Raw genomic sequence first — 25508 nt, forward strand, 5'->3', positions numbered from 1 at the left:
TGGTTGCGCTTCAGATACCCGTGCCCTGGACCTTCGTCTTCAGCGCGACCTCGCTGCTGTCGGCCATGTACAGATGGGAGGGAAGCGCATCTTCCTGCTGCGTGACAGCGCTCACTTTCCGCACCTCCCGCTCGGTGCAGGCCGAGCTCAGGCAGAAGACGATGGGAACACTGACGATGGTCGGCACGCTCCGTCCACCGACGATCTCCGGCTGGAACACCCAGGTCTTCAGCGCCTGGGTCGATGTGGCGAAGAATGACTTGCGGTAGCCGTTGGCTCTGCTCTGGTGCCCGTCGAACCGCATGTCCTTGACGCTGCCCGTGCCGTCGGCACCGACGGTCACGTCGACGGTCACCGTCGCACTCACGCCGCCCCGTGCCGCATCGCCCGGATAGCCCGGCGGCGGTGTCTGCAGCCCCATCGGGCCGGTCCTAGCGCTGACGAAGCGCAGGTCGAGGGAACCGTCCGCGCGCGCCTGCGCCTGCAGGTGAACGGCCAGCCCCGTCTGCGTGGGAGCGGGCTTTCCATCGATGGAAGCCGGAATGAACTCCCACGACCTCACCCGCGGCGTGATGCGTTCGGCGATCAACCCATGCAGCGGCGTGCGTGCGTCGCGCCACTCCAGCTGCGTCACCCCGCCCTGCTCGTCGACCCCGATGCTGCCCAGCAGCCAGATGTCGGTCGGCCTGGACTCGGCTGCGGCACTCGCCCCACAGACAGCCGCCAACAACAGTACAACCCATCGAATCACAGTCATCCTTTTCTCCCGGTGGGTGGACCCGGCGGGCGACAGGCCGCATCCGGGAAGCGATGCATCGTAGCTTGAGGTCATCACGCGGACCAGGAGGTCGCGAGTGACGCCCCTCCCCCGCTTCGCGGGGGGTGAGAGGACGCGCGGCGCAGCTGTGGAAGCAGGTGAGCCGGACTTTCCTTTGGGATTTAGCGAGAACCCTGAGGAAGGCTTTGGTCGGATTCGCGGCGATCGTCTGCCCCCATCCCAACCTTCCCCCGCGAAGCGGGGGAAGGGGCTGATTCGCGGCGATCGTGGGCCCCCATCCCAACCGTCCCGGCCAGCAGGCCCAGCCTGCTGGCGTTCGATGACGCGCGGACCAGTGGTCCGCAAGCGCGTCCTCTCAACCCCCGCAAGCGGGGGAAGGGGCCAAGGCAGCCACGTAGGCTGGGTTGGCCTCACCAACCCAGCGCCTCGCGGGGATCAGGTGGGACGCGAGGCTGGGTTGATGGAGCCAACCCAGCCTACGCCACTGCGCCACCCGGCACGATCAATCCGCCGTGCCCGGCGAAGTCGCGCCTTCAACACCGGTCGCAGGGCCCGGCTGTGCATCCACAGTCGCAGTCGCCGTCCTCCCCAGCGACTGCTCCAGGAACCCCGCCACTGCGGTGTACAGCACTTCGGTGTTGTCGGCGGAGAAGCCCGTGTGCCCTTCCTTCGCGAACTCCAGGCCCACCGGGGTTTTGCCCGCCAGGTCGAGCAGGCGCAGCAGGCGGCGGGAGTGCTCGAAGTCGACGCGCCGGTCCTCGACGCCGTGGGCGAGCATGACGGGCACCTGGATCTTCTCGTACTGGTACAGGGGCGAGGTCTCCTGCATCTTGGCCAGTTGCGTGGCCGGGTTGCCCATCACCTTCTCCAGCTCGGCGCGCCCTTCCTTCGTCGCGCCCGAATCGCTGGCGGTGAAGAACAGCAGGCGGTCGCTCACGCCGGCGATGGACACCACGCAGCGGAAGCGTTCCGGCCAGCGCACCGCGGCCACCAGGCCCGAGTAGCCGCCGTAGCTGGAGCCGACCACGCACATGCGCGAGGCGTCCAGCGGGTGGCGGGCGAGGACGTGCTCGACGGCGGCGTCGAGGTCGTCCTCGATGCCGGTGCCGTAGTTGCTGTGGCCCGCTTCGCGGAACGCCTTGCCGTAGGCGTCCGAACCGCGGAAGTTCACCTGCAGCACGGCGTAGCCCAGCGAGGCGATGAACTGCACTTCCGGGTCGAAGCGGATCATGTCCGCCACGCCGATGGGGCCGCCGTGAGGCAACACCACCAGCGGACGCTTGCCCGTGCCGGCGGGCAGGGTCAGGAAGGCCTCCAGCGGCGTGCCGTCCTTCGCGCGGAAGCTGACCAGCTGCGTGGGCGCGAAGCGCACGCCCGCCAGCCACGGCGTGTTGCCGTCGATCTTCCGAATTTTGCCGGTGGCCGGGTACATCACGTGCAGCTGCATCGGCTGGTCGGTGGCTTCGGACCAGACCGCGACCGCGCTGCCGTCGCGGCTGCGCGAGGCCAGATACGTGGTGCGGCCCGGGAAGGCCTTGCGCAGCGACTGTCCGAGCACGTCGCCCGGCTGGTCGATCGACTCGACGACCTGGCGCCCCTGCTGCTGGTAACTCACCGCGACCGGATTGCGCCGCTCGTCGAAGGTGACCGAGTCCACGTCCACGCCGGGCCGCGTGAACACGGTCTGGGTGATGCGCCGGGTGGCGATGTCGTACACCACCAGGTCGCGCTGTCCGCGGTCGGTGTCGGTGATGGCGAAGATGCGCATGCCGTCGAAGGACAGGCCCACCGGCTGGAACCCGAGGTCGCCGGAGAGCTTCATCAGGTCGGTGTAGGCGCCATCGCGGCCGTGGATCCAGTATTCCTCGCCGTTGCGCCAGATCCGGCCCAGCCGCAGCTTGCCCGCGCCGTCGGTCACCCATTCCAGGTCGCGCGTCGCGCCGGTGTTGAGCCGGTCCTTGAAGGCGAACGAATGGGCCTTCATTGCCGCATCGCTGGTGATGTCCACGCGGTGGACCATCAGTTCGTTGCGCCCGGAGATGCTCGAGAACAACACGTGGCCCGGATCGTCCGGCAGCGCGTCGACGATCTCGCCCTCGCGGGGGAACTTCAGGCGGTCGAGCAGCATGCGCCCGGCCGCATCAAAGCTGACGTGCACGGCCCAGACCGTCTGCAGTAACCGGTCGCGGCCCAGCGACACCAGCAGGGTGCGGTCGCCCGACCACTGCAGCGAAGTGAAGGGGAACGCGCTCTTGAACAGTTCGCGCGTGGAGCCGCGCGTGAGGTCGATCAGGTCGACGCGCCACTCGTCGTCCTCCCGCACTTCCAGCGCCATCAGCTCGCCGGCGGGGTTCAGGCTCACCCGACGGAACTTGGGCCCCTTCCACAACGGTTTCACCGCGACGGGCAGCGCGGCCTGCGGTTTCGGCGGCGCCTTGAAGGCGACTTCGCTGGCCGCGCGCGCGGCCGGATGGAGCGCGCGCTGCGCCTTGTAGAAATCGGGGAAGGGATCGGGATAGTGGCCGCCATAGGCCAGGCCGAAGCGGACGTACAGCGCGGGGTGCTGGGCTTCGAGCCAGTCGATGGCGGCCAGGCTGCGGTTGGCCAGCGTGATGTTGGCGCTGGCCAGCGCGCCATTCGAATACCACGCGCCGGGACGGAACATGAGGTCGCCGGCATAGTTGATGCGGCCGGGCTCGACCTTGAACTTCAACTCGTCATCGTCGCCCAGGCGCCAGAAGGAATAGCCGACGGTGGCATCGTGCCAGGCGTAGCTGCCGGCCTTGGCCTTGAACAGCCGGAAGGTGCGGCCGAGCGGAAGCTCGGACATCTCGGCGGCGCCGAAGACCTCGCCGTTGCGCATCAGGCGCACCTTGCCCAGCGACACGTGGGTGTCCACGACGACGACCACCAGCCCTTCGTCGGGCTCCAGCGCGGGCACCTTGCCGGGCTTGACCACATCGAGGTTGGCATGGGCCGCCAGGCTGACGGCCAACAGCGCAAACAGCGCCAGCACCCGGCCGAAAGCCGAGCGGTTCAGGTTCTTGTTCATGGATTCTTTTCCCCTGCGTGCTTGAGCGCGCCGCTGAAGGGTACGGGGGGAGATGGGAGGCCGCAACGCGGGCGAAGATGAGCGAGTCAGCCGCGTTGGATCGGCCTCACCAAGCGGCGCCTCGGGCGATCAGCCACGTAGGCTGGGTTGGCCTCACCAACCCAGCGCCTCGCGGAGATCAGTTTGCACGCGAGGCTGGGTTGATGGAGCCAACCCAGCCTACGTACCGTCAGGCGATGTTGAATTCATCGGCGAAGCGGCTCGGCATGTCGCCCAGCACCGTCTGCAGATAGGCATGCGGCTTGATTGCGTCGAGCCAGGCGAAATAACGCGCTTCCGACACGTGCCTGCGCGCAGCAGCCAGCACCGCCTCACGACGCTCCGGGGACAACAAGGGCAGCGGCGACGGCGTGGGGTTGTGGACGCCGGAGAAGTCGCCCTTCAACACGTGCGCGCCGTGCCACACGACGTTTGTCCACGGGTCGTCCTCAAGGACGGCCAGCTCGACGACGCGCCCCGCGAGCAACGGATGGGCCGCCAGCAGCCAGCTATGGAGTTGCGTGATCCAGAGCGGGCAATCGATTGCGAATACCGAGTCGAGCCAGCCGTCGAGCTCGTCTTCGCCGAGGTACTTGGCGCAGAAGAACATGCCCGCCGAGAAATCCCCGCAGGCCACGGTCCACTCGAACGCGGCGCGCCGCCCGTCGGCGAACGGGTCCTCGGGCGCCGTGACCGCCAGCCGATCTCCGGTCCAGCGGGACGGATCCATCAGGCAGCGGCCCAGCGTCTGTCTCGCGTCATCGGCGAAACCACCGTATGGCTCATCGATTCCACGCGGGTGCACTGCGATGAATGCAGCCACGAGGTGCTGGTACAGACTGTCGAACGACCGCTCTGCGTGGCGGGGGACAAGCTGTCCCAACAAGTAGCGATACCAGACGGTCCACTCGTCCAGGGGGCCGAAACTGGAGTTTCCGGACGCAATCTCCTCGAGCGGCTCGCGCAGCTCTTCAAGGGAAAGCTCCTCGAGGTTGCCGAGGAGAAGAGGGAACATGCGCCGCTCATCGCCCATGAACCACGCTTCGCCCATCGGTTCTGCAGGACGACGCAGGTGTTCGCGCATGCGCTGGATGCAGCCGGCATGGAGTCCGTTGCCTGGACGCCAGACAAAGCGGGGTGGAATCTCGGGCTTTCGATATTTGCGCGGTGGGGACATCCGGCGATTCTACCGGCCGGGAAATCAGCGACGTAGGCTGGGTTGGCCTCACCAACCCAGCGCTTCGCGGCGATCAGGTTGGGCGCGAGGCTGGGTTGATGGAGCCAACCCAGCCTACGTCACTGAGTAAGGCTCTAGTCGGATTCGCGGCGATCGTCGGCCCCCATCCCAACCTTCCCCCGCAAAGCGGGGGAAGGAGCTGATTCGCGCGGGGGAATTAATTACCTTCGTCCCCTTTGTTGCTGGCCTCACCAACCCAGAGCCTCGCGGCGATCAGGTTGGACGCGAGGCTGGGTTGAAGGAGCCAACCCAGCCTACGTCTGCATAAGTCCACTCTCACTCCATGCCTTGCCCCTCGCTCCCGAGCATTCGCGTCATGTCCTCATCCTTCTCCCGCCACAGACCATTCATCCATTGCTGGAAGCGCGCGCGGAATGCGCGGTCGTTCTGGTAGTCGCCCTGCAGCAGCTCGTCGGGGATCGGTCGCTGGCGCACGTGCACGCGGACTTCGGGGATGCGGTCGGCGAGCAGGTCGGTCATCGAGGGCCTGCCGCCGGGGTAGGCGATGGCCACGTCCAGCACCGCGTGCAGGCCCTCGCCCATCGCGTCCAGCACAAACGCCGCGCCGCCGGACTTGGGCTTGAGCAGGTGCTGGTACGGCGAGCGCTGGTTCGCGTGCTTGGCAGGGGTGAAGCGGGTGCCTTCCACGAAGTTCATGATCGCGACCGGGATCGCGCGGAATTTTTCGCACGCGCGGCGGGTGGCTTCGACGTCGCGACGGGCCAGCTCCGGGCGGCGCGCGATCTGCTTGGGCGTGTAGCGGCCCATGAACGGGAAATCCAGGGCCCACCACGCCAGCCCCAGCAGCGGCACCCAGAACAGCTGCCGCTTCAGGAAGAAGCGCAGCAGCGGGATGCGCCGGTTGAACACCTTCTGCAACACCAGGATGTCCACCCAGCTCTGGTGGTTGGCCAGCACCAGGTAGTGGCCGTCGGCTTGCAGCGCGGCATCCTCCTGCACGCTGACGCGGGTGCGGGTGAAGCGGTCCATCATCGCGCTGTTCACCCCGATCCAGCTTTCGGCCAGGCCGGTGAGCAGGCCGTTGCTGGCCAGCCGCAGCCGGTCGGACGGCACCAGCGCCTTCACCAGCGCCACCACCAGCAGCGGCACCACGTGCAGCACGGTGTTGGCCGCGATCAGCAGGCAGATCAGTAGCAGGCGCAATGGGAGCATGGGAGGCAGGAAGCACGGTGCCCGGGCAAGGGGGGCCAATGTTCCGGGGAAATCCGGGCTACGTCACCCCTGGCCGTTGTGCGCGTTGACCGGGCCCGGCACGGCCATGCCGACGATCCCGGACAGGAGCATGGGCGCGAACGTGCCTGGACGGAGGGCTGCGGCCGCTAGACCAGACCACGAAGCCGCTTTTCGGAGCTGTCCCGGAAAACGGTCTCTGACCCCGACGGCCACATCAACCACGCCCCGCGGGCGTCACCCTGCCCCGCGCGATCGCCTGCACATCGGTCACCGCCTGGATGCGCGTGGAGGCCAGTTCCTCGGCCAGGTAGCGGGCATTCGCGCCACCGAGCCAGACAGGCACGGCGGGCGCCAGCACGCGGTCAAGCTGGCGTAGTTCCGCCAGCGCCGGACGGGCCTGCTCCGGATCCATGGAACTCAGTGCGACGCCGGCCGCGTCGAGCTTGTCCGCCACGCGCGCGATCTCGTCGGCCGGGAGCTCGGTCCCCAGGTAGAGCACCGGCATGCCGGCGTCCTGCGCCTGCAGGGCCGCGGCGATCAGGCCGAGTTCGTGGCGTTCGCCGGGAAGAGTTGCGAAGAGCACCCGGGGCCGCTGTTCGCGCGGGGGAGGGCTGAGCACCGCGAGCAGGCGCATACGCAGCAGGCTGCTGACCAGTCGCTCCTGCGCGACCGCGAGCCGACCGTCGGCCCAGCGCAGCCCCACCTCCCGCAGCAGCGGCATGACGACCCGCGTCAGCAACACCGTCATCGGCAGCGTGGCGATCGCCACCGACAGGTCGCGGTCGAACACGTCGACGCGGTAGTCGGCGATCGCATCGAGCATGCGCGAGGGGAGCGTCTCCACGCCGCCATAGGCCGCCTGCCGGCCGTCGTCCAGCAGACGGTCAAGCGCCTCGTCGTCCAGCGCGGCGAGATCGCGGATCGGATGGCCGCGGTCGGTGAGGCGGTGCAGGCGCGAGAGCCGCTCGATCGTCGCCGGGTCGTACAGGCGCCGCCCCTGGGCATCCCGCACGGGGCGGATCGCGCCATGCCGGCGCTCCCACGCGCGCAGGGTCTCGGTGCTCAGTCCCGCGAGTTCGGCGGCGGCCTTGATCGGGTACATGGGACGCAATGTACAGGGTCTGTACAACGCCAGCTTGTACAGCTGTCTAACGGCCGCAGGGAGAGACTTCGCCCCGTTCCAACATCTTTCCTGGAGAACCGCCGTGTCCTTACCGCTCCCACCCATCCGCCTTCCCGTCCTGGCCGCGGCCCTCGCCCTGGCCTTCGCAACCCCGGCTGTCCTGGCCGCCCCCGCCGGCGGCAACGGCGGCGCCACCCACGGCGCAGCGGCGCAGTCACGCGCCGACATTGTTGACACCGCCGTGGGCGCCGGGCAGTTCAAGACCCTCGCCGCCGCGCTCAAGGCGGCCGGCCTGGTCGACACGCTCAAGGGCGCCGGCCCCTTCACGGTGTTCGCGCCGACCGATGCGGCCTTCGCCGCGCTGCCCAAGGGCACCGTCGAAAACCTGCTGAAGCCGGAAAACCGCAAGCAGCTGATCGCGATCCTCACCTATCACGTGGTGCCCGGCCGCGTGAGCGCGACCCAGGTCGCGAAGATGGATACCGCCACGACCGTCCAGGGCGGCAAGGTCGCGATCGCGGCGTCCGGCGACGCGGTCACCATCAACGGCGCCCGCGTGGTCAGTGCCGACGTGGCCGCCAGCAACGGCGTGATCCACGTCATCGACAAGGTGCTGATGCCGCAAGGCTGAGCAGCCCCGGCCCACACATACGGAGACATGAAATGAAAAGCCTGAATCTCGTGACGCTGGTATTGCTTATCGTGGGCGGCCTGAACTGGGGGCTCGTCGGCGCGTTCCAGTTCGATCTGGTCGCCACGTTGTTTGGCGGCCAGGACGCGATGCTCGCCCGCGTCGTGTATGCCCTCGTGGGCCTGTCGGCGTTGTGGCAGATCATCGCCTTGGCGCGCTTCGCGCCGCATGCGGCTGAAGTACGTCGCGCCTAGCAGGCCCGGGCGCGGAAATGCCGCCGTCGGCCGGGCGAGTTTCATGCACGGCCGACGGCGCCCCCGACCGGAGCCCGCACGCCCCTGCACCCGGAGCCCTGGAGCTCCAATGTGTCACCCCGGCGAGGGTCCGGCGGAGCCCCCGGCGCCTTCGCGCGTCGGTCGGAGCTCCCCGCGAGGAAGTCGGCGGGGTTCGGTCGCAGGTGGAGGGCTGCTCGCGGACTCCGCGAGGGCTCCTCGCACGGCAGTCGCCGGGGTTCGCGAGGACGGCCGGTGGGGTTCGCGAGGGCGCGCACGCTCCCAGCGAGGAGCCCGGGACGGGTGCGCGCACCCGCGGGAGCGCCGCGCGAGGCAGTCTGGGGTGACACATTGGAGCTCCAGGGCTCCGCGCGAGGAGTCCTGCCCGCTCGACCGGGGTCCCGGAAGGGGTCCGCGCGAACCCGCCGCCCTCCCCTCCGGCCCGCGCTAGCTAAACGAATTCTTAACGCTTCTGGCCGGTGCCGGCCGGCGGCTGCGTGACTGTGGGCGATGGCGGAATCGTTCCGCATCGCAGCGCGACCAAGACGGTCGCGTCCAGGAGCTCCACACTTTCACAAGGACAAGGAAGATGAAGCAGAACTACGCGCAGGTGCATTTCAGCGACGAGCAGTGGACGCAGGTGGACCAGGCGATCGACGCCCTCGTCGTCGCCCTCAACCCGATGCTGGTCGCGCTGTCGACCCAGCAGCGGTCGCGGGCGGTGAAGATGGGCGATGGCTCGCAGGCCTTCTGCCGCAAGGCAGTGGAAGTGATCCAGGAATCCCCGCAGCTGATCCCCGGCAACTTCGACACCGCCGAACTGGTCCGCGACCTGAAGACCCACGACATCCTCAACCAGCGCCTGGTCCGCGTGACCAGGCTGCAGGAGAAGATGGCCAACACCGAAATGGCCCTGGGCAGCGACGTCATGGTGGCCGCGCTGGAGGGCTACCACTACCTCAAGCTGGCCGGCAAGCACGAGGGCCTGGATGCGCTGCGCAAGCTGCTGGGCAAGCGCTTCGAGGCGAATGGGCGCGAGGCGGAGGCGCCGCAGTCCAAGGCGTGATGCGAAGGCGGTGAGGTGAAAAGGAAAGGCCCCGCTTCGGCGGGGCCTTTTTTGCGTTGGGTGCCGGGGAGGGCGAAGCTGCCCCCGTTTCCCAGACACGTTTCTGTGTCGGTCAGGCTATGAGTGACCGAAGAAGGAGGGGACGGAGGGGCTATTTGATTGCCTCCTTCCCCTTTAGGCGACCTCGTTAGAACGGTCTCTGACCCCGTTTTTCGAGGCCCGCGAGCCCGCGGCTCACTCTGAGGATCGAGCGGGAACTGGCTAACGAAAATATAACCTAACGTTATGGAAAACAGGGTAAGGGCATAGGTGACAAAATGGCACCGGCCGTGTATGATCGCCTCAGTCCACCAAAAAGGAGAGCGCCCCATGAGATAGCCACCCGACAACTCAACATCGCTTGGTCATAGAGCCAAGCCAACTACTTAAGTAATGAGGAGCAGTACATGCACGCGAACAGTACCGACCGGGGGCGCATTACAGCCCGCGTAACGGCCTACGCGCAGCAGTTGATTGAACAGGCAGCACAAATGACGGCCACGACGACAAACCAGTTCGTCGCCCAGGCTGCGCTGAGAGAAGCCGAGCGGGTCATCGAAGAGCATTCGACCATCCACCTGAGCATCAGGGACGCACAACGCTTCCTTGATGCCATCGACAATCCACAGCCCATCCCAGACCGTCTTGCTGCCTCCCTAAGAAACCATCTGGAGGCAAGACAACATGACACTGGAAGTAGACCTAGTTCCATTCGCTGGAACCCCAAGCCGCGCTGATTTCGATTGCGGCAATGCATCACTGAACGACTGGCTTCGCTCGCACGCAAGCCAGCATGAAAAAAGCGGCATGAGCCGCACCACGCTCGCCGTTCCGAAGAAGGGTACCCTCGCCACTTGGCACGCGGCAGGCTTCGAGGATGTGGACGACACCACAATCCTGGGCTTCTTCAGCCTCTCGGCTGCGCAGATTCCACTGGACCAACTGCCCCAGGGCAAACATCCCAAAAGCGTCCCCGCCATTCGCATGGGGCGCCTGGCAGTACACCGCCTTGCCCAAGGAAGGGGCTTTGGCGAGTTGCTGCTGATGGAGGCCATTGCTCGCGCCGCGGAAACCAGCGCAGCCATTGGTGTCGGCGGACTCTTCGTCGATGCCAAAGACGAAAAGGCGGCCGCCTTCTACGCCAAATACGGGTTCCAGCCCAGCCTGGATGACCCACTCAAACTCTGGTTGTCACTGAAGAACCTCCTTCAGTATTCCAGCGGATAGAACCGCTGCTTCCGAGCCTACGCGCCACGGGCCACCGCTGGCGCGCTGCAACGGGTGTTGTGGCTCCTCGCAACGCCACCTCGTGTCCGCTACTCGCGGGCGCGACGTTGCGCGACGGCGGTGAGGGCCCTGCCGCGTAGGCAATTGATCCCGGGCAACTTCGACACCGCCGAACTGGTCCGCGACCTGAAGACCCACGACATCCTCAACCAGCGCCTGGTCCGCGTGACCAGGCTGCAGGAGAAGATGGCCAATACCGAAATGGCCCTGGGCAGCGACGTCATGGTGGCCGCGCTCGAGGGGTACCACTACCTCAAGCTGGCCGGCAAGCACGAGGGCCTGGATGCGCTGCGCAAGCTGCTGGGCAAGCGCTTCGAGGCAAATGGGCGCGAGGTGGAGGCGCCGCAGTCCAAGGCGTGATGCGGGTGCGGTGAGGTGAAAAGGAAAGGCCCCGCTTCGGCGGGGCCTTTCTGCTTTGGGAGTCCTGCAGCGGGCGCGCTCACCGCTGCGAGCGCCTTGGGTGCGGTGACGGCAGTCAACCCGCGGTGTCATCGATGATGCGTCTCATCGTTGCTTCAACTTCGCGAGCCGGCGTGGCGATGGCCGAAACGACGGAAACCAGGGGTGGCAGGTCCGCTGCACCGACCTGCGCCGTGACCGTTGATCCAGGTCAAACTGCCGCAGGGGAACGCGTGTGATGCTGGCACCCTCGGATCGCAGAATGACTGAGGACGCCCGATGTTGCCGCAGACGACCACCGGCCGCCGGCAGGGCGTTCTCCCACACCGCGAAGCACATCGGTTTGCCCGAATCGGCTGGCTGCGAGCCGGCGTGATGGGCGCGAACGACGGCGTCGTTTCCACGTCCAGTCTGTTGCTTGGCATTGCCGCTTCGGGCGCCCCGATCGCGTCGGTGATCTTCGCCGGTGCCGCAGGCCTGGTGGCCGGTGCCATGTCCATGGCGGCGGGAGAGTACGTTTCCGTGAGCTCCCAGGCCGACACCGAGGCCGGCGACCGCGCGCGCGAAATGCGCGAGCTGGCGGCCGATCCAGTCTCGGAAATGGACGAGCTGACGGGGCTCTACGTCGCGCGCGGACTCGATCCGCTCCTGGCTCGGCAGGTGGCCGAGCAACTTACTGCGCACGATGCCCTGGGCGCCCACTTGCGCGACGAACTCGGACAGTCGGCCCAGACACGCGCCCGCCCGATACAGGCGGCCCTGGCCTCGGCGGCCGCCTTCTCCATCGGTGGCGCGATGCCGCTGCTCGCGGCGTGGGTAGCCCCGTCAGCTCAGCTGAAGTTTGCAGTGGCTGCGTTCTCGCTGGCCTGCCTGTGTGGGCTGGGCGCCACCGCCGCGATCATCGGCGGCACCGGCATCGGGCGGTCGACGCTGCGGGTGGCCTTCTGGGGAGTCCTCGCCATGGTCGTCACCAGCGCCGTTGGCGCGATATTTGGCGCGGTCGGATAGGGCGCGCCGTACGCCTGGGAAAGAAGCGGACGAAGGCAGTCGAGGGGGATGGGCTACGGGGGCCAGAGTCACTTGTCGCGACGAATAAAAGAACCCGACCCCTTCATCGTCGCAACCCCACGGCTAGTCCGCGAACAGGGCCAGGATGCGATCCACGTCCACCGGCTTCACCACGTGGTGATGGAAGCCCGCGGCAAGTGACGCAGCTTCGTCGTGTTCCCGGCCGTAGCCGGTGAGCGCGATGAAGCGCGCGGGGTGGTCGCCGAGGCGGTCACGCAGCCGGGCCGCCAGCTCGTGCCCGGTCATGTCGGGCATGCCGATGTCGAGAATGAAGACGTCCCATTTCGCGCGTAGCGCCATGCAGTCCAGGGCCTCGCGACCGCCCGCGGCAATCGTGACGTCATGCCCGAGCAGCCTCAGCACTCTTGCCAGCATGTCGGCGGCGTCGCGATTGTCGTCGACCAGCAGGATCGTGCGCGCCGCCATCGGCGCCGGCGGCGTCACGGCGGCCGCTACCGGCTCCGAATCCACGACGGTGCGCGGAAGCGTGAGCCGGAACGTGGCTCCGCGGGCGGGTCCCTCGCTCGACGCGGTGATGCTGCCGCCGTGCGCGCGCACGATGCTGCGCGCCAGCGCGAGGCCGATGCCGAGCCCGCCTTGCGCGCGGTCCGGCGTGCGTTCGGCCTGCGTGAACAGTTCAAAGACGTGCGGCAACAGCGACGGCTCGATTCCCACCCCGTTGTCCACCACCTCGACGGCTACATCGCCTTGGGTAACCGTCAGCCCCACGCGGATCGAACCGCCTTGGGGCGTGTATTTGGCAGCGTTGTTCAACAGGTTTGAAATCACCTGGACCAGCCGATGGCGATCGCCCAGCACGAAGGCCGGCCCGCCATTGGTCTCCACCGCCAGCGTGTGTCGGCGCGCCTGCATCGCGGGCTCGGTCTGCTCGGCCGCGGCGGCAATCACGGCCCGCATGTCGACGGGCTCGCGTTCAAACTCGACAAGCCCGCGCGTCACCCGCGAGACGTCCAGGAGGTCGTCGACCAGCTCGGTCATGTGCGCGACCTGTCGGGCGATGATCTGCGCGGCCATGCTGACGCGCGCTTCGTCGCCGGGCGCCAGCCGCAGCAGCTCGGCGGCGGTGCGGATCGGCGCCAGCGGATTGCGCAGCTCGTGCGCGAGCATCGCGAGGAACTCGTCCTTGCGCCGGTCCGACTGTTCAAGCTTTTCGATCAATCGACGCCGCTCCGTGATGTCGATCGATGCACCGACCAGGCCGACCACGTTGCCTTCTTCGTCGAACCATGGCGCCTTGGTGGACAACCACGTCGCAGGCGCCCCGTCCGCGAGCTGGACCTCCTCCTCGATCTTCTCGGCGACGCCGCTCTCCATGATCCGACGGTCATTGCCCATCACCGCCTCCGCCTGGCTCGTGTCGGCGAGCAACTCACGGTCGGTTCGCCCGAGGAATTCCGACGGCGGCACCCCGAGCAGTTCCGCCACGCCGCGGTTGCCGACGACCAGCCGGCCTTCCCGGTCCTTCGCATACACCACGCCCGGGACGGCCTCGGTGAACGTGCGCAGCAGCTCCAGGGCGCGGTCGCGCTCGGCCTCGACGCGGTGACGCTCGTCATGGCCCAGCAGGACACCAGGAAAACGCACGGGCCGCCCGTCCTGGTCTTTCTCGACGCGCCCGTTCGCCTCCACCCAGGCCCAGATGCCGTCACGCGTAAGCACCCGGTACTCGCACCGGTACGGGCCGCCGCGCTGGACTGCGTCGTCGATCGCTGTCCCGACACGCTCGCGGTCGTCGGGGTGAATGGCATCGAATGCCCACGCCAGCGGGATGCCCTCGCGACAGGCGTGTTCGTCCAGCCCGAACAGGTGGGCGAATCGCCCATCGCCGCTGATGCGGTCCTCCGGAATCAGCCAGACCCACGTGCCCAGGATCGCGCCCGCGTCCAGCGCCAGCTGCACACGCTCGGCTGCCAGTTCCGCCGCTTGCGCCTCTTCGCGGCGCCTGGTGATGTCGTGGAAGAACACCGCCAGCCCTTCCTCCACGGGGAAGGCGCGGACCTCGAACCAGCACTGCCGGCCGCTCTCGAACGTGTAGTGGTACTCGATCTTCTCCGGGCGGCCCGTCGCTCGCGCCCGCAGGTACATCTCACCCAGGGGCGACTCCAGCGTGCCGGGAAACAGATCCCAGTGCAGTCGCCCGAGCAGCTGGTCCCGACCCAGCTCGGTCATCCGCTCGGTGACGGGATTGACCTCCACCACGTGGAAGTCGCGATCAAAGAGGACAAATGCCTCATCCATGTTCGCCAGCACCTTGCCGAGCCGCGCATCGCGCGCCGACAGGTCGCTCTGGAGCTGCATCTGCCCGGTAATGTCGGTGCAGGCGCCGAACATTCCCGCCACTACGCCGGACGCATCGCGCACGGGGGCAAAGAAGAACGAGAAATAGGTTTCCTCGGGATGGCCATTGCGGTTGAGCATCAGACGCATGCTGGGAACATGCACCGGGTCGCCCGCCACGGCCGAGGCGATGAGGGGTTCAAGTTCGCCGCGGATCTCCGGCCACACCTCATCGAGGATGTCGCGCCCAAGCGCCCATGGATGCTTGCCGCCGAGAAACGGCGCGTAGTGATCGTTATAGAGGAACGCCCTCGACGGCCCCCAGACGATGTACATCGGCTGGTTGGAGGCCAACATCAGCCCGACCAGGGTGCGCAACGCTTCGGGCCAGGCATCCACCGGCCCCAGCGCCGTGTCGCCCCAGTCCAGGCCACGCAGCCGCTCACCCATTTCCCCGCCACCCGCGAGGACATGCTGCTGCGCGTGGGTTTTCAAGACGGGACTCCTCGGGACGACAACAGGGGTGGGGGTACGGATTCTAGAAAATTTACCCTGCCGGCTGTTTTCACAATGTCCTCTGCGCCCTGCCTTCCGCCCCCACTTCGCCGCACTTCCTGATGGAGCGGCCCCTGCTGTCGGCCCGCTGCGCAAGCTGCGTGGAGGCGCGCAGTCCAGGGCGCGTGATGCGGGCGCGGTGAACTGACAAGGAAAGGCCCCGCTTCGGCGGGGCCTTTTTCTGCGTGATTTCAGTTGCCCTACGGCGTCACGCCTGAAATCGAGCGCGCCTGGTTGCCTTGGCTCCTCCCGCTGGTCTGGTACAGGCGGGTCTGGAAGCTGCCATTGACGTTCGATGCAGCCTGCCCCTGGCTCCAGTCGACCTGCGCTGCGAGGTGACCACCCCATGCAAGCACCGAGGAGGCCTGGTTGGCGGTGAATGTCAGGGTGATCTGCACGGAACTGCGGCCCGAATAGTCACCGATGAAGGTGTAGCCGGAGACCGCGGTGATGGTGCTGCCGAACAGCACGAACACGCCCGGCACCTGCGTGACGCCGGCGAACGCAACCTGGGGGTCCAGCGGGATCGGAAACGTCGTGAACGTGCCCAGGCTGCAACCGGCGACGCCGGAGCACGGGTTGTTGCCCATCACGAGCAGTTCGGTGCGATCGAAGCTGGTGAGGTAGTCGTACGCGTGCCTGCCGCCATCGGTGGTATCCCACTCCAGGGTCACCGTGTTGCCAGTCGAACCGGGCGTGTACCCGCTCAGGACCAGGCGGAAGGGAACGGATTGGCTTTCGGCGTAGTGCCCGGACTTCTTGTTGATGTTGCCAGTGACCCACCCCGTGGCGGCGCACGCACGCGGCTGCGTGGCGGTCCCGTTGGCGCATTGGTGCAGGGTCGCGCTCTGTGCGAGGGCTGCGCCGGACGGCATCAACAGCAAGGCCGCGACAAAGCACCAGGGGTGGGATTGGATGGACATGGGGGGCTCCGGATAGCGTCGGGAAGGCGGCGCGGCCGCGCGTGCCATGCGCCGCGCCGGGACCTGCGATATTTCAGGCCTGCCAGGGAGAACGCCATCCCCTGTCCGGGCGAGTCAGGAGCAATGGCGCGTGCGGGGGATCCCCCGGCGCGGCGACTGCGCCGACGCCAGCGGGTTGCTGCGAGGGCACGCGAGGGCGGTCGCGGTTCCTGCCGGGTGCAGTTCGATCGGCCCCAGGGGAGCGTCGTAGTGGAAGCCGCAGGCCGCCTCACCGTCCTCGCCAATGAGCAGGCCCGTAGGCTGGGTTGGCTCCACCAACCCAGCCCCTTCGCATCGACCCGGCCCCAAGAGAAATCGGAATAAGCGCGACGAAGGCACTACTGATTCCCTGCGTCCCCTTCAGGTCCGGGCAATCGCTTCGAGGCGAATGGACGTGAGGTGGAGGTGCCGCCGTCCAAGACTTGATACGGCGCGGCGGTGAAGTGAACAATGGAGACGCCCCGCTTCGGCGGGGCATTGGATGTCGGGAAGGCAAAGCTGCCCCCCGTATCCAAGACGAGGTTCTGTGTCGGTCAAGCCATGAGTGACCGAAACAACCATGGCAGCCAGGGCGCAGGTGCTACCGCGTTGCGGGGAGGTGTAGGTTTTGCAGCCTCCATTCCTTCCTGCGTGACCTGGCACAAGGTCGGCCCTGATTCCTGTTTTCGGGATGAGAAGGATGGGACGGAGGGGCTCATTGATTGCCTCCGTCCCCTTTGGTCGACCTCGTTAGAACGTCTCTGACCCCGTCAGCGCCCGGCACCTCGTAGGCTGGGTTGGCCTCACCAACCCAGCATTCGCGCCGGCGATCAGGTCGGAGAGAAGGCTGGGTTCGTGGAGCCAACCCAATTCCCTCCGTCCCCTCTAGGTCCGCGCTAATGAACATCGAAAAGCTGGAACAGATTCTTCGAGAAATGAAAACCGCGAAACTGGCTCGCCCTGAAGAAACCGAGCTCGTCCGTCGCTGGGCCGAAGGCATCCAGGCGGCGATCACGGAACATCTGATGGAACAGCTCCAAGGCTCGACCACCCTCGAGGCACCCAGCTTCAGCAGCGAGCCAGGCGGGCATGGCTGGAACGAGGACGACACCTGATAGCAGGGTCCGCATGGCATTCGCGCCGCGATCAGGTCGGAGAGAGGCTGGGTTGGTGGAGCCAACCCAGCCTACGCCACTGCTTTTCATGCACGTCGCTCATGCCGCCGGCGCATCCAGCCGGGCGTGCGCCCGCACCGGGAACGTGCCCATGCCGGCGACCTTTGGCGGCACCGCCCAGAAGGTGAAGCCCTCGTTCGGAAGCCGCGACAGGCCGGTCATGTGCTCGACGATCGGGATGCCCGCGCCGAGCAGCACGGTGTGCACGGGACGCTCGCCGCCGGAGATGTCGTCGATGTTGAACGAGTCGATCCCCACCAGTTCCGCACCCTGGTCGCGCAGGTACTCGGCCGCTTTCTCCGTCAGGAAGGGATGCCCTTCGAAATAGGCATCGGTGCGCCAGTGGCGGTCCCACCCGGTGTGCACCAGCACGGCCCTGCCCTTGACCTGCGTCGCCGCAAACGCGTGCCAGTCGATCGCGCGGTCCGCAGCGCCTTCCAGCCGGACGACGACACCGGGCAGGCCCGAGGCTTTCCGCAGCGGCAGCCCGGCCAGGTCATGGCCGTCCGCATAGCGGTGGAACGGCGTGTCGATATAGGTGCCGGTGTTGGCCACCATGTCGATCCGCCCGATCTGGAATTCGGTGCCTTCCGCATAGATCGTGCGCGATCGCTCGCGCGACAGGTGGTCGCAGATCAGCGGCGCAGGCAGGCCCTTGTAGGTCACCATGCCGTCTTCGATCGTGTGGCTCAGGTCGATCAGCGAGCCGCTGCCGGCGCCGTCGGCCACGTCGGCGGCGGGATGGGCGCTGCGCTTGTGCCGCTCCTCCATGATGCGCTTGTTGAGGATGCGCACCTCACCGACCATCAGCAGGCGAAGGTCGCGGATGATGTAGGCAGCCAGCGCATCGTCGTCGATGTCATCGCCCGCGATGTCCAGGCGGAACCCCTGCCCCTGGATGCCGCCGCCGTTGGAAAAGTCGACCTCGAAGTCAAAGCAGGCGCGTCTGTCGGTCATGTCTTCGCATCCGGTCGGGCGTCATTGCCACGACCCAAAACATACGCCAGCGCCCGGGATTCTCAATTCCCCAAGCGGTGCGGCTGCGTTCCGCGTCTGGATGCAATGGCGGCAGCGGTGCCTGTAGGCGCGACCACGAAAGGATCGAGGGGCAATTTCATGACGACTTAATTACCTCCGTCCCCTTTAGGTCAAATTGCCTTCGTCCCCTCTGGTCGACCTCGTTGGAACGGTCTCTGATCCCGTTTCTCCCCAGCGCCCGGCACCTCGTAGGCTGGGTTGGCTTAACCAACCCAGCATTCGCGCCGCGATCAGGTCGGAGAGAGGCTGGGTTGGTGGAGCCAACCCAGCCTACGCCACTAACGGATTCTTAAGAACCTCCGTTCTGCGCAGCAGCGTGTGAACCATTCCGGAGTTTGCTTGTCTTGTACCAGGCGCGGTTTGCGCGCGCATGGCATCAACCGGGGGATCACAAATGCGAGTTGCGGTATTCGGGTTGCTCATGGCACCCGTAGTGGCGGCGCATGCCGCGAGTATTTCGGACGTCGGGAATTCTCAACCTGTTTCCACGCTCCAGACTGTACTCGTAAAGGGCAGCCAACCCGGGCCCGCGCTGTGGCGTATTTCAAATGGAGAAAACACGCTCTGGATCCTGGGAACGCTGGATCCTCTGCCAACCGGAATGGCGTGGCGGTCCGGAGAGGTAGAAGCAACGATCGCCGCGTCGCAGGAAGTTCTGGGTGTCCCGTTTCCATCGGCGAAGGTCGGCGTGGGCGACATGCTGAAGATGGCCTCCCTGGTGCCCTCGGCACGGCGTTCCCAGTACAACCCGGGCAAGGCGACACTGGAGTCGGTGGTGGGACCGCCACTGCATGCCCGGTGGACGCTCGCGAAGCAGCGCTACGCGGTATCTACGAAAGATTTCGAGAAGCTCAGACCCATGTACGCCTCCCAGGAGCTGTACTGGAAGGCAGTCGAAGGAGCAGGGCTGGACCGTAGCAGTGCCGTTTTCGGCGTCATTCGTGCAGCGGCAGAACGCGCGGGCGTGCCGATCGTTGATACCGGCTTCACGTATCCGTTGGACCTCGATCGCAAGGAGATGAAGAAGCGACTCGAAGAGGTGAATGCTTCGGCCGGTGCTGATATCGCCTGCTTCGGGCAAACGCTGGATGTACTCGAGTCCGACTTGTCGATGATGAAACTGCGCGCCAACGCGTGGGCCACTGGCAATGTGCGCGCCCTGCGCGAACTGTCGACCGGCGACATCCAGCCACCGTGCAAGGACATTGAGAACGCAACCCTGGCATTCATGGGCGCAGGCGAGCTCAAGCGAAAGCTCCGCGACTCATGGCTGCGGGCGGCGCAGGCCAGCCTGGTGAAGAACCCGAGCACCTTCGCAACACTGCCGATCGCGGACCTGCTGGACGCAAGTGGCGTGCTGCAGGACTTGCGTGGGCTCGGTTACGTTGTCGACGCACCGGATGACGAGCCGGTGGAAGAGCAGGCAGACGACAATAGGGACGCAGGTAATTGAGCGGCGCCCCCTGATTCCCTCTGGACTGACCCCCTTACCTGTAGGCCAAGCCCGCAAGGCGACCGGAAGGAGAAGTCAGAGATCTGGATCGTCGATATCAACCCAAAAGGGGCCGGAGGGGATTAGTAATTCCCTCCGGCCCCTTTAATTCGGCGCGTTAGGTCGTCCCCTTTAGCCGGCCTCGTTAGAACGGGCTCTGACCCCGTTTCTGCGGGGCGATGCCACATGCTTGATCGCCGGCCCCGAGAACGGTCTCTGACCCCGTTTTCTCTGACCCCGTCTTCACAATGGCGGCAGCGGTGCCTGGAGGCGCGACCACGGAAGGATCCAGGTCCAATTTCATGAGGACTAAATTGCCTCCGTCCCCTTTAAGTCGGTCGGTCCAGTTCAAGCGATCTGGACATCCACTTCCTCGGTAACCAAGTAGGAGGCCAGGTTCAAAATCGATACCGCCCGCAGGCTATTGATCTCGGTCCCGTAGTTCGGATCGATGCCGTGCAAAACCGCGTGCCGGTTCAGGCCATCGAAGCCGTCCTGCAGCAGCTGTGTTTTGCGGGTCAGCGGGATATCGACATAGAACGCGGCTATGAAAATGGCACGCATGTCGTCCTCTGGTAAACCCGACAACACCTCCATGAGGTTGGCAGTTGGCTTCTTGGAAAACAGTTGCCGCTGGTGTCGGTCGTGGATCACCCCATCGGCTTGGGCCAGTAGCACCGGAATGCTCAGGTAATAGCGGCCCTCGCGGTGCGCCTGGAACGCATCTGCAATGACGGCACGTCGTTTCGGATGCCGTTCGACGAGGGTCTGCTCGATCTCATCGACACGCCCCTTGAAGTAATCGATCAGCCACCGCTGCGCCTCGTCATGCTCGCCCTCTTGGAAGGCCGCGACCAGATCCCGCCCCCAAGTGTGCGGCATCTCGGGATCGAGGCACCATCCTTGGTCCATCAGCACCGTCAGCTGGCCACGCACCTCGTCCGGCAAATCCCGCAGCTGCCGAGCGAAGTCGTCGAACATCGTTGACCACTGGCGCAGGCGTTCTTCTTCTTCGGATCGAAACGCCTTAATCCACGTCTGGGCACCGTTGAAGGGTTCGAGCAGCGCCTTGACCTGCTCAGCAATCGCCTCCTGTCCGGATACGGCCCTGAGCTGCTCGGCAACGCGGTCGAATGGCGCTGTGAACTCCTTCAGCTGTTGTGCGATCGCACCCTGACCGTAGTTGTCCTTTACCCATTCCGGCAGCTGTTCGAGCGGGTCGGTCAGCGCCTTAATGTGCTCCCGGAAGTCCTCCAACGGATCGCGACAAAGGGCCGCAAGTTGCTCTTGGGCACGGAGCATTGGGCTTTCCAGGGCGGCCCTGAACTCCCGCAAGGGGTCGGCCAAGCGGGCAAACCGCTCGGCTTCTTCCAGATGGCGCTTCCAGAAGTCATCGTCCATGGGTCAATCCTAGCCCGATCAGACAGCTAGTAGAAAGACGAACGGCGGCGCTAGGACGGCGGTGTAAAAAGGGGACGGAGGTGATCTAAATTCCCTTCGTCCATTTAGCTCCAGACCGCCGAAGGGGTCAGAGTCACTTAACAAAAGGGGATAAATGAATCTGCCCCCTTTACTCCGCGCTTCTGACCCCGTTTCTGGACCTGATTTATAGAGTCTTGTTCTTGATCTGGTCGTACACGAGAGAGAAGGCCGCGGCTGCTCGCCTTCCGGCTTCTTCCGCGCCTGCTGCCCCGAAGACATTCGGTACCCCCTGGATGAGGGCAACGACAATCTTGGTGGCTTCCTGTGCGAGCGCGACCTTCTTCTCGTCAGTACTGATGGACATGCGATTCCTTTGAGGTCAAATGAAGCAGTGCACTTCACTGCGAAGGTGGGCGTCGCTTGAACACATTGCGACTCTTGCTGGTGCCGGCGCAGGCAGACGGGCAACGTTTCCTAGGAGATCTAGGCCAAGTCGATTGTTGGTCCCCTGCCATTGAGCCGGTCTAGCTTGCGTGCTGTTGCGCTAGAGGGGTCAGAGCTATCTACCGTCGGCGGGTCCTTTCATTCTGGCCTTTCGTCCGCGGGGGATTAACACCGTCCTCTTTGGCTACGATTCGCTAGAACGGTCTCTGACCCCGTTTCTCCGTTTCTCGAGACCCGGCTCAATTACCTCTGTCCCCTTAGATCCATCAATTCCCTCCATCCCCTTTGGTCGACCTCGTTAGAACGGTCTCTGACCCCGTTTCTCTCTTTAGAACGGTCTCTGAACCCGTTTTTGGGGCTTGAAGCCCTCACGTCCGCCCCCCATGATCGATTTTCACATGGCCTAGGACCAGCACGAATGTCACTCGAAACTGAGCTGAAGCGGTTGTCCGCCCTTCTTACCCCGCCGACCGGATATACCAACGACACAAAAGTATTCGCCCCGGAGCCCGGCGATCCGCATGCTGACTTGAAGACGGAGTTATTGGAGAGCGCAAGCAGAATGCGAGGCCTTGGCGAGGCCGCGGTTGGCGGCGCCTCTATGAAGGTCCCCTTCCTGGAGAACAGTACGTATCAACGCCTCGAGGCGCTTCCTTCTGGCGGTCGTGAGGACTTCTTCGAGCTGGCTAACGCTATCCAGGCCGTGGCTACGGAAATCAATCGAAGGAGAAACTGAGCTTTCCGCCACGGAGAGAATCACTTGCTTCATGCAAACAGGCTCGATAAGCCCCTCGATCCCTCGCTCCCTTAAATTCTTAGTGATCTGCTCGCTGATCGACGCCGAGCGCAGGATCGGCCTAAAGCTCGCTCGTTTAGCCCATGAGATCTGGTTCATGCAGCCACGGACCAGCGGTTCGCAGTCCTCACAATATGTCTTAGGAGCCTTGCTTGCCATACCGAATTGATTCCGTCACTCCCGGCAACAACGCGTCAATTGAGCTAGGACAAATCACGGTCCTCGTTGGGCCCAACAACTGCGGCAAGTCCCAAACCTTAAAGGACATTCGTCAGTACACGAGCACCGGACGAAGGGAAGGCCTGGTAGTGCTGGAGTCCCTGCGGGTCACGTTGCCAAGTGAGGCCGAACTCAAGGCAGAGGTTCAGATTCGGCCACATCAGGCCGCGGATCACATCCAGATTATTGGCGTGAAGGACGATCTACAGAGCCACACCAACTTCGGGCCAAACAAGCACTGGTTCTCCCATGTCTATCCTCCTGAGCCAGATGCGGCTTCCCAGGAGCTCCAAATCCTGAGGAGCCTTGGGACCTGCCTAATTGGCTATCTAGGCGCGGAGGCGCGCTTCAAACTTACGGAGAGTTCTCCTGCATTCAACCCAAGGAGCGAAACTCCTTCGAATGCGCTCCAGTCGTTGTACGCGTCAGACCTGAGTGTGATGACTGAGTTCCGTCGCGCATTCCGGGACGCGTTCGAGATGGACATTGGCCTGGACTGGGCAGCTATGACTCGATTCTACCTGCGAGTCGCTAACGATTTTGGTCAGCTACCTGACAGTCGAATTGAGCTGGATTTGCTGATGGCGAATGCGGAGGAGCTTCAGAGTCAGGGGGACGGCTTCCGATCTTTCGCCGGCATTGCTATGGCTCTCTTGACCTACCCGAGCCGGGTGATCCTTCTAGATGAGCCAGAGGCTTTCCTGCACCCCGCTCAAGCGCGGGTGCTAGGACGCTGGGTGGCCACGCAAGCAGCTAGACGTCCTGGTCAAGTTGTGGTTGCTACGCATAGTGCGGACTTTTTGGCTGGAATGGTTTCAGCCGGGGTTGACGCGACGATACTCCGCCTCAATCGCATAAATGGTGTTACCAAGTTTCATCGGATCCCAAAGGCGGCCACGACGGGCCTGATCGAATCGCCACTTCTGTCCAGCCAGCCGGTCTTGGATTCGCTTTTTCATCGAGGTGTTGTTATCTGCGAAGGCGACCCCGATCGCGCTGTTTATCAGACGGTTGCTCACCGCTTCAATGACAACTATCGCGGCGAGGACTTTCTGTTCATTCATAGCAACGGAAAGGATGCTGCGAGGTTCCCTGCAAAGCTGTTGAGGGACTCAGGGACTCCAGTCTGCGTTGTGGCTGACTTTGACGTTATCAGCTCCGAGTCGACTCTCGACGGCATAGTCGAAGGACTGACAGGGAAAGGGCTTGATGAGCGGACGAAGCAACTTCGCACCGTTGTGGCTGACGCGGTGGAAGCGGGTAGCCAAGGACAGTTGCTTGAGGGGCTAGTCGCGAACGTCAAGGCTTGGCTGGAACGCAATGACGTTGACCTGCGAGGGGCGAGACGCAGCTTGGTGGCATGCGCAAGAGGTGGATCGAACAAGTGGGATCAAGCCAAAAAGTCTGGATTTTCAGCTTTGCCCACGCAGGACCAGGGCTCGGCACAAGAGCTAATTGGAAGACTCTCGGCGACAGGGTTGTTCGTTGTCCCGTGTGGTGAACTTGAGTCCTGGCTTGAAAACGGGGCATCGAAGGGGAGCAGGTGGAACCAGCGAGCCTTGCAGGCCCTACACGACAACGAATGTCCTGTTCCTCTCAAGGCATTTGTTGAGCAAATTCTTAGCTTTCTGGCTCCGAGACGTACCTAAAGAATGAACCCTGAAACTCCCTCATGCTGCGTCGGCCGACCATTAGCCGGTTCGCTTGACAACGAAAGGTTCCAGGTTCAATTTCAATGACGCTTGAAGATGAACCTTGGATCCTTTCTTACGAAAAGCGGACGATTAATTCCCTCCGGCTTAAGGGGTCAGTAGAGTAGTGAGCGAAGGAGGCCGCGGGTCGGCCTGACCCAGAAGAACAAAGGCCCCGCAGTTGCGGGGCCATTTGTTTTTGGGGCAAATGCCCCCCTTTACCCCGAGAAAAAGGGGGCAGAGGAGATTATTAATTCCCTGCGCCCCCTTCAGGGTCACTACTCGCTTGGCTTCCTCGAATTTCTCAAGCTTCTAAGCTGATCCATAGCTCCAGGAAGCTCGGCCACCGGAGCTCCGAGGCTAGCCAAGTGCGAAAACCAAGACTTACGAAGCAATTCGAGGAAATGCTCTTCGACGCGGTCGAACTCGCGTCGTCCCGCGGAGTACCACACGTGGAGGTCCATTTCACCTAAAAGCTCGACCTCGTCAGACTCCACCGGCATGTTTACGGTGAAGAACACCACTGAATTGATGTTCGGGAATTCAGCACCACCTAGATGCCTTCCGAGCGACCAAATCACGTGCTTCGGATCAAGTGCAGTGTTGCCGTTATTGACAAGAATCAGTAATCCGAGATGTCCTGATCTATCTAATAGGCGACGAGTGGATTTTATCTGTTCATCGGCGGAACGAATGACTCGGCTGATCGGAACAGCATAGAGGTCCGCAATTTCTCGCGTGAACTCCTCCGGCAAGCCTTCGGTCGAAAGGCGAACAGTCCCAAATGCTTGATGGGAAAGCTTTCCCTCTGATCGATATCGCTCATAGATGGCCGTACACTTTTCCATGAAACGATCGGACGCAATCTGATCGACTTCCAACTCCTTCAACTCGGCAATGACAGAGTGCCGATCAAACAAGAAGTCTGCGTTCTTTTCCGCAGTTTTTCCCAAGATAGAGTCGATACGGACGCCAGAAATTCTCTTGATGGCCCGTGAAAGCTCGGCCTCGACACTGACCATTAGACGTGGCAATCGCCCGGCGTTCTTAGGCATCCCCTCGCGCACATCACCGGGAAAGCCCGAGCCTTCATTAACAATTGCGCCATGACAATGCTTGTAACGACGACCGCTGCCACAGGAGCATGGAGCATTGCGCGGCTGGCTTTCAATCATGTCGGTCTCCCTTGGCCACCGAGCAAAGAGAAAGGGCTAGGTTCATTGCTGACCTAGCCCTTGCATTTCACCGCCGC

Annotated in this window: 22 protein-coding genes; 11 read left to right on the plus strand and 11 right to left on the minus strand. The window is 64.3% G+C overall.

Annotation, left to right across the window (positions count from 1 at the left end; genetic code table 11):
* Positions 1 to 10: 10 nt before the first annotated feature.
* From I8J32_RS01820 to I8J32_RS01840, 5 genes are all read right to left on the minus strand, one after another.
* Complete coding sequence (locus I8J32_RS01820; RefSeq protein WP_200615549.1) at positions 11 to 832, minus strand: energy transducer TonB; 822 nt, start codon at positions 830 to 832, stop codon at positions 11 to 13.
* 448 nt (positions 833 to 1280) lie between these two features.
* On the minus strand, positions 1281 to 3830 hold the full coding sequence (locus I8J32_RS01825; protein ID WP_200615548.1) for an alpha/beta hydrolase family protein: 2550 nt from the start codon (positions 3828 to 3830) through the stop codon (positions 1281 to 1283).
* A gap of 229 nt (positions 3831 to 4059) precedes the next feature.
* Positions 4060 to 4953 carry a hypothetical protein gene (locus tag I8J32_RS01830; protein WP_200615547.1) on the minus strand — a complete coding sequence of 298 codons (894 nt, stop codon included), beginning with the start codon at positions 4951 to 4953 and terminating at the stop codon, positions 4060 to 4062.
* A gap of 429 nt (positions 4954 to 5382) precedes the next feature.
* Positions 5383 to 6279, minus strand: coding sequence for an acyltransferase (locus I8J32_RS01835; protein WP_200615546.1), 897 nt, complete (start codon positions 6277 to 6279; stop codon positions 5383 to 5385).
* Between the two features lie 235 nt (positions 6280 to 6514).
* A complete protein-coding gene (locus tag I8J32_RS01840) occupies positions 6515 to 7402 on the minus strand; it encodes a MerR family transcriptional regulator (RefSeq protein ID WP_200615545.1) in 888 nt (295 codons plus the stop codon).
* Positions 7403 to 7526: 124 nt separating this feature from the next.
* Between I8J32_RS01840 and I8J32_RS01845 the strand changes: the two genes are divergently transcribed.
* The 7 genes from I8J32_RS01845 to I8J32_RS01875 all read left to right on the plus strand — a co-directional run bounded on the left by I8J32_RS01845 (position 7527) and on the right by I8J32_RS01875 (position 12125).
* On the plus strand, positions 7527 to 8054 hold the full coding sequence (locus tag I8J32_RS01845) for a fasciclin domain-containing protein (RefSeq protein ID WP_245156468.1): 528 nt from the start codon (positions 7527 to 7529) through the stop codon (positions 8052 to 8054).
* Positions 8055 to 8086: 32 nt separating this feature from the next.
* Positions 8087 to 8308: a DUF378 domain-containing protein gene (locus tag I8J32_RS01850; protein WP_200615544.1), complete on the plus strand. Its 222-nt coding sequence runs from the start codon at positions 8087 to 8089 to the stop codon at positions 8306 to 8308.
* A gap of 607 nt (positions 8309 to 8915) precedes the next feature.
* Positions 8916 to 9392 carry a hypothetical protein gene (locus I8J32_RS01855; RefSeq protein WP_245156389.1) on the plus strand — a complete coding sequence of 159 codons (477 nt, stop codon included), beginning with the start codon at positions 8916 to 8918 and terminating at the stop codon, positions 9390 to 9392.
* Between the two features lie 446 nt (positions 9393 to 9838).
* A complete protein-coding gene (locus I8J32_RS01860; RefSeq protein WP_200615543.1) occupies positions 9839 to 10168 on the plus strand; it encodes a type II toxin-antitoxin system TacA family antitoxin in 330 nt (109 codons plus the stop codon).
* Positions 10116 to 10658 carry a GNAT family N-acetyltransferase gene (locus I8J32_RS01865; RefSeq protein ID WP_200615542.1) on the plus strand — a complete coding sequence of 181 codons (543 nt, stop codon included), beginning with the start codon at positions 10116 to 10118 and terminating at the stop codon, positions 10656 to 10658. The genes I8J32_RS01860 and I8J32_RS01865 overlap by 53 nt, the downstream gene beginning before the upstream one ends.
* Before the next feature lie 144 nt (positions 10659 to 10802).
* Entirely contained in the window at positions 10803 to 11078 is a 276-nt protein-coding gene (locus I8J32_RS01870; protein WP_200615541.1) for a hypothetical protein, read from the plus strand.
* 318 nt (positions 11079 to 11396) lie between these two features.
* Positions 11397 to 12125 carry a VIT1/CCC1 transporter family protein gene (locus tag I8J32_RS01875; protein WP_200615540.1) on the plus strand — a complete coding sequence of 243 codons (729 nt, stop codon included), beginning with the start codon at positions 11397 to 11399 and terminating at the stop codon, positions 12123 to 12125.
* Between the two features lie 123 nt (positions 12126 to 12248).
* On the opposite strand, the gene I8J32_RS01880 is transcribed toward I8J32_RS01875, so the two are convergent.
* Both I8J32_RS01880 and I8J32_RS01885 read right to left on the minus strand, forming a co-directional pair.
* Positions 12249 to 14978 carry a PAS domain-containing protein gene (locus I8J32_RS01880; protein ID WP_207526731.1) on the minus strand — a complete coding sequence of 910 codons (2730 nt, stop codon included), beginning with the start codon at positions 14976 to 14978 and terminating at the stop codon, positions 12249 to 12251.
* A gap of 260 nt (positions 14979 to 15238) precedes the next feature.
* Complete coding sequence (locus I8J32_RS01885) at positions 15239 to 15961, minus strand: hypothetical protein (RefSeq protein ID WP_200615538.1); 723 nt, start codon at positions 15959 to 15961, stop codon at positions 15239 to 15241.
* 917 nt (positions 15962 to 16878) lie between these two features.
* Here I8J32_RS01885 and I8J32_RS01890 point away from each other — a divergent pair.
* Positions 16879 to 17094, plus strand: coding sequence for a hypothetical protein (locus tag I8J32_RS01890; RefSeq protein WP_200615537.1), 216 nt, complete (start codon positions 16879 to 16881; stop codon positions 17092 to 17094).
* Positions 17095 to 17193: 99 nt separating this feature from the next.
* Here the strand turns inward: I8J32_RS01890 and I8J32_RS01895 are convergent, their stop codons facing one another.
* A complete protein-coding gene (locus tag I8J32_RS01895; RefSeq protein WP_200615536.1) occupies positions 17194 to 18111 on the minus strand; it encodes a cyclase family protein in 918 nt (305 codons plus the stop codon).
* Positions 18112 to 18613: 502 nt separating this feature from the next.
* On the opposite strand from I8J32_RS01895, the gene I8J32_RS01900 reads away from it, so the two are divergent.
* Entirely contained in the window at positions 18614 to 19645 is a 1032-nt protein-coding gene (locus I8J32_RS01900; protein ID WP_200615535.1) for a TraB/GumN family protein, read from the plus strand.
* Between the two features lie 387 nt (positions 19646 to 20032).
* Here the strand turns inward: I8J32_RS01900 and I8J32_RS01905 are convergent, their stop codons facing one another.
* Positions 20033 to 21085 (minus strand): hypothetical protein, encoded by a 1053-nt coding sequence (locus I8J32_RS01905; RefSeq protein ID WP_200615534.1) that lies wholly within the window; start codon positions 21083 to 21085, stop codon positions 20033 to 20035.
* A gap of 205 nt (positions 21086 to 21290) precedes the next feature.
* Positions 21291 to 21470: a hypothetical protein gene (locus tag I8J32_RS01910; protein WP_200615533.1), complete on the minus strand. Its 180-nt coding sequence runs from the start codon at positions 21468 to 21470 to the stop codon at positions 21291 to 21293.
* Positions 21471 to 21968: 498 nt separating this feature from the next.
* Between I8J32_RS01910 and I8J32_RS01915 the strand changes: the two genes are divergently transcribed.
* Positions 21969 to 22286, plus strand: coding sequence for a hypothetical protein (locus tag I8J32_RS01915; RefSeq protein ID WP_200615532.1), 318 nt, complete (start codon positions 21969 to 21971; stop codon positions 22284 to 22286).
* A gap of 212 nt (positions 22287 to 22498) precedes the next feature.
* On the plus strand, positions 22499 to 24214 hold the full coding sequence (locus I8J32_RS01920) for an ATP-dependent nuclease (RefSeq protein ID WP_200615531.1): 1716 nt from the start codon (positions 22499 to 22501) through the stop codon (positions 24212 to 24214).
* Between the two features lie 320 nt (positions 24215 to 24534).
* Here the strand turns inward: I8J32_RS01920 and I8J32_RS01925 are convergent, their stop codons facing one another.
* Positions 24535 to 25431 (minus strand): YecA family protein, encoded by an 897-nt coding sequence (locus I8J32_RS01925; protein ID WP_200615530.1) that lies wholly within the window; start codon positions 25429 to 25431, stop codon positions 24535 to 24537.
* Positions 25432 to 25508: the final 77 nt, after the last annotated feature.

The organism is Lysobacter solisilvae (genome assembly GCF_016613535.2).
Lineage (GTDB): Bacteria > Pseudomonadota > Gammaproteobacteria > Xanthomonadales > Xanthomonadaceae > Agrilutibacter > Agrilutibacter solisilvae.

What these genes read in the sequence shown, in the direction of transcription:
- I8J32_RS01825 (WP_200615548.1), bottom strand. Translation starts at nt 3,830, where the DNA reads ATGAACAAGAACCTGAACCGCTCGGCTTTCGGCCGGGTGCTGGCGCTG.
- I8J32_RS01840 (WP_200615545.1), bottom strand. Translation starts at nt 7,402, where the DNA reads ATGTACCCGATCAAGGCCGCCGCCGAACTCGCGGGACTGAGCACCGAG.
- I8J32_RS01900 (WP_200615535.1), top strand. Translation starts at nt 18,614, where the DNA reads ATGGCACCCGTAGTGGCGGCGCATGCCGCGAGTATTTCGGACGTCGGG.
- I8J32_RS01835 (WP_200615546.1), bottom strand. Translation starts at nt 6,279, where the DNA reads ATGCTCCCATTGCGCCTGCTACTGATCTGCCTGCTGATCGCGGCCAAC.
- I8J32_RS01865 (WP_200615542.1), top strand. Translation starts at nt 10,116, where the DNA reads ATGACACTGGAAGTAGACCTAGTTCCATTCGCTGGAACCCCAAGCCGC.
- I8J32_RS01860 (WP_200615543.1), top strand. Translation starts at nt 9,839, where the DNA reads ATGCACGCGAACAGTACCGACCGGGGGCGCATTACAGCCCGCGTAACG.
- I8J32_RS01830 (WP_200615547.1), bottom strand. Translation starts at nt 4,953, where the DNA reads ATGCGCGAACACCTGCGTCGTCCTGCAGAACCGATGGGCGAAGCGTGG.
- I8J32_RS01910 (WP_200615533.1), bottom strand. Translation starts at nt 21,470, where the DNA reads ATGTCCATCAGTACTGACGAGAAGAAGGTCGCGCTCGCACAGGAAGCC.
- I8J32_RS01820 (WP_200615549.1), bottom strand. Translation starts at nt 832, where the DNA reads ATGACCTCAAGCTACGATGCATCGCTTCCCGGATGCGGCCTGTCGCCC.
- I8J32_RS01855 (WP_245156389.1), top strand. Translation starts at nt 8,916, where the DNA reads ATGAAGCAGAACTACGCGCAGGTGCATTTCAGCGACGAGCAGTGGACG.
- I8J32_RS01850 (WP_200615544.1), top strand. Translation starts at nt 8,087, where the DNA reads ATGAAAAGCCTGAATCTCGTGACGCTGGTATTGCTTATCGTGGGCGGC.
- I8J32_RS01895 (WP_200615536.1), bottom strand. Translation starts at nt 18,111, where the DNA reads ATGACCGACAGACGCGCCTGCTTTGACTTCGAGGTCGACTTTTCCAAC.
- I8J32_RS01890 (WP_200615537.1), top strand. Translation starts at nt 16,879, where the DNA reads ATGAACATCGAAAAGCTGGAACAGATTCTTCGAGAAATGAAAACCGCG.
- I8J32_RS01915 (WP_200615532.1), top strand. Translation starts at nt 21,969, where the DNA reads ATGTCACTCGAAACTGAGCTGAAGCGGTTGTCCGCCCTTCTTACCCCG.
- I8J32_RS01885 (WP_200615538.1), bottom strand. Translation starts at nt 15,961, where the DNA reads ATGTCCATCCAATCCCACCCCTGGTGCTTTGTCGCGGCCTTGCTGTTG.
- I8J32_RS01875 (WP_200615540.1), top strand. Translation starts at nt 11,397, where the DNA reads ATGTTGCCGCAGACGACCACCGGCCGCCGGCAGGGCGTTCTCCCACAC.
- I8J32_RS01905 (WP_200615534.1), bottom strand. Translation starts at nt 21,085, where the DNA reads ATGGACGATGACTTCTGGAAGCGCCATCTGGAAGAAGCCGAGCGGTTT.
- I8J32_RS01925 (WP_200615530.1), bottom strand. Translation starts at nt 25,431, where the DNA reads ATGATTGAAAGCCAGCCGCGCAATGCTCCATGCTCCTGTGGCAGCGGT.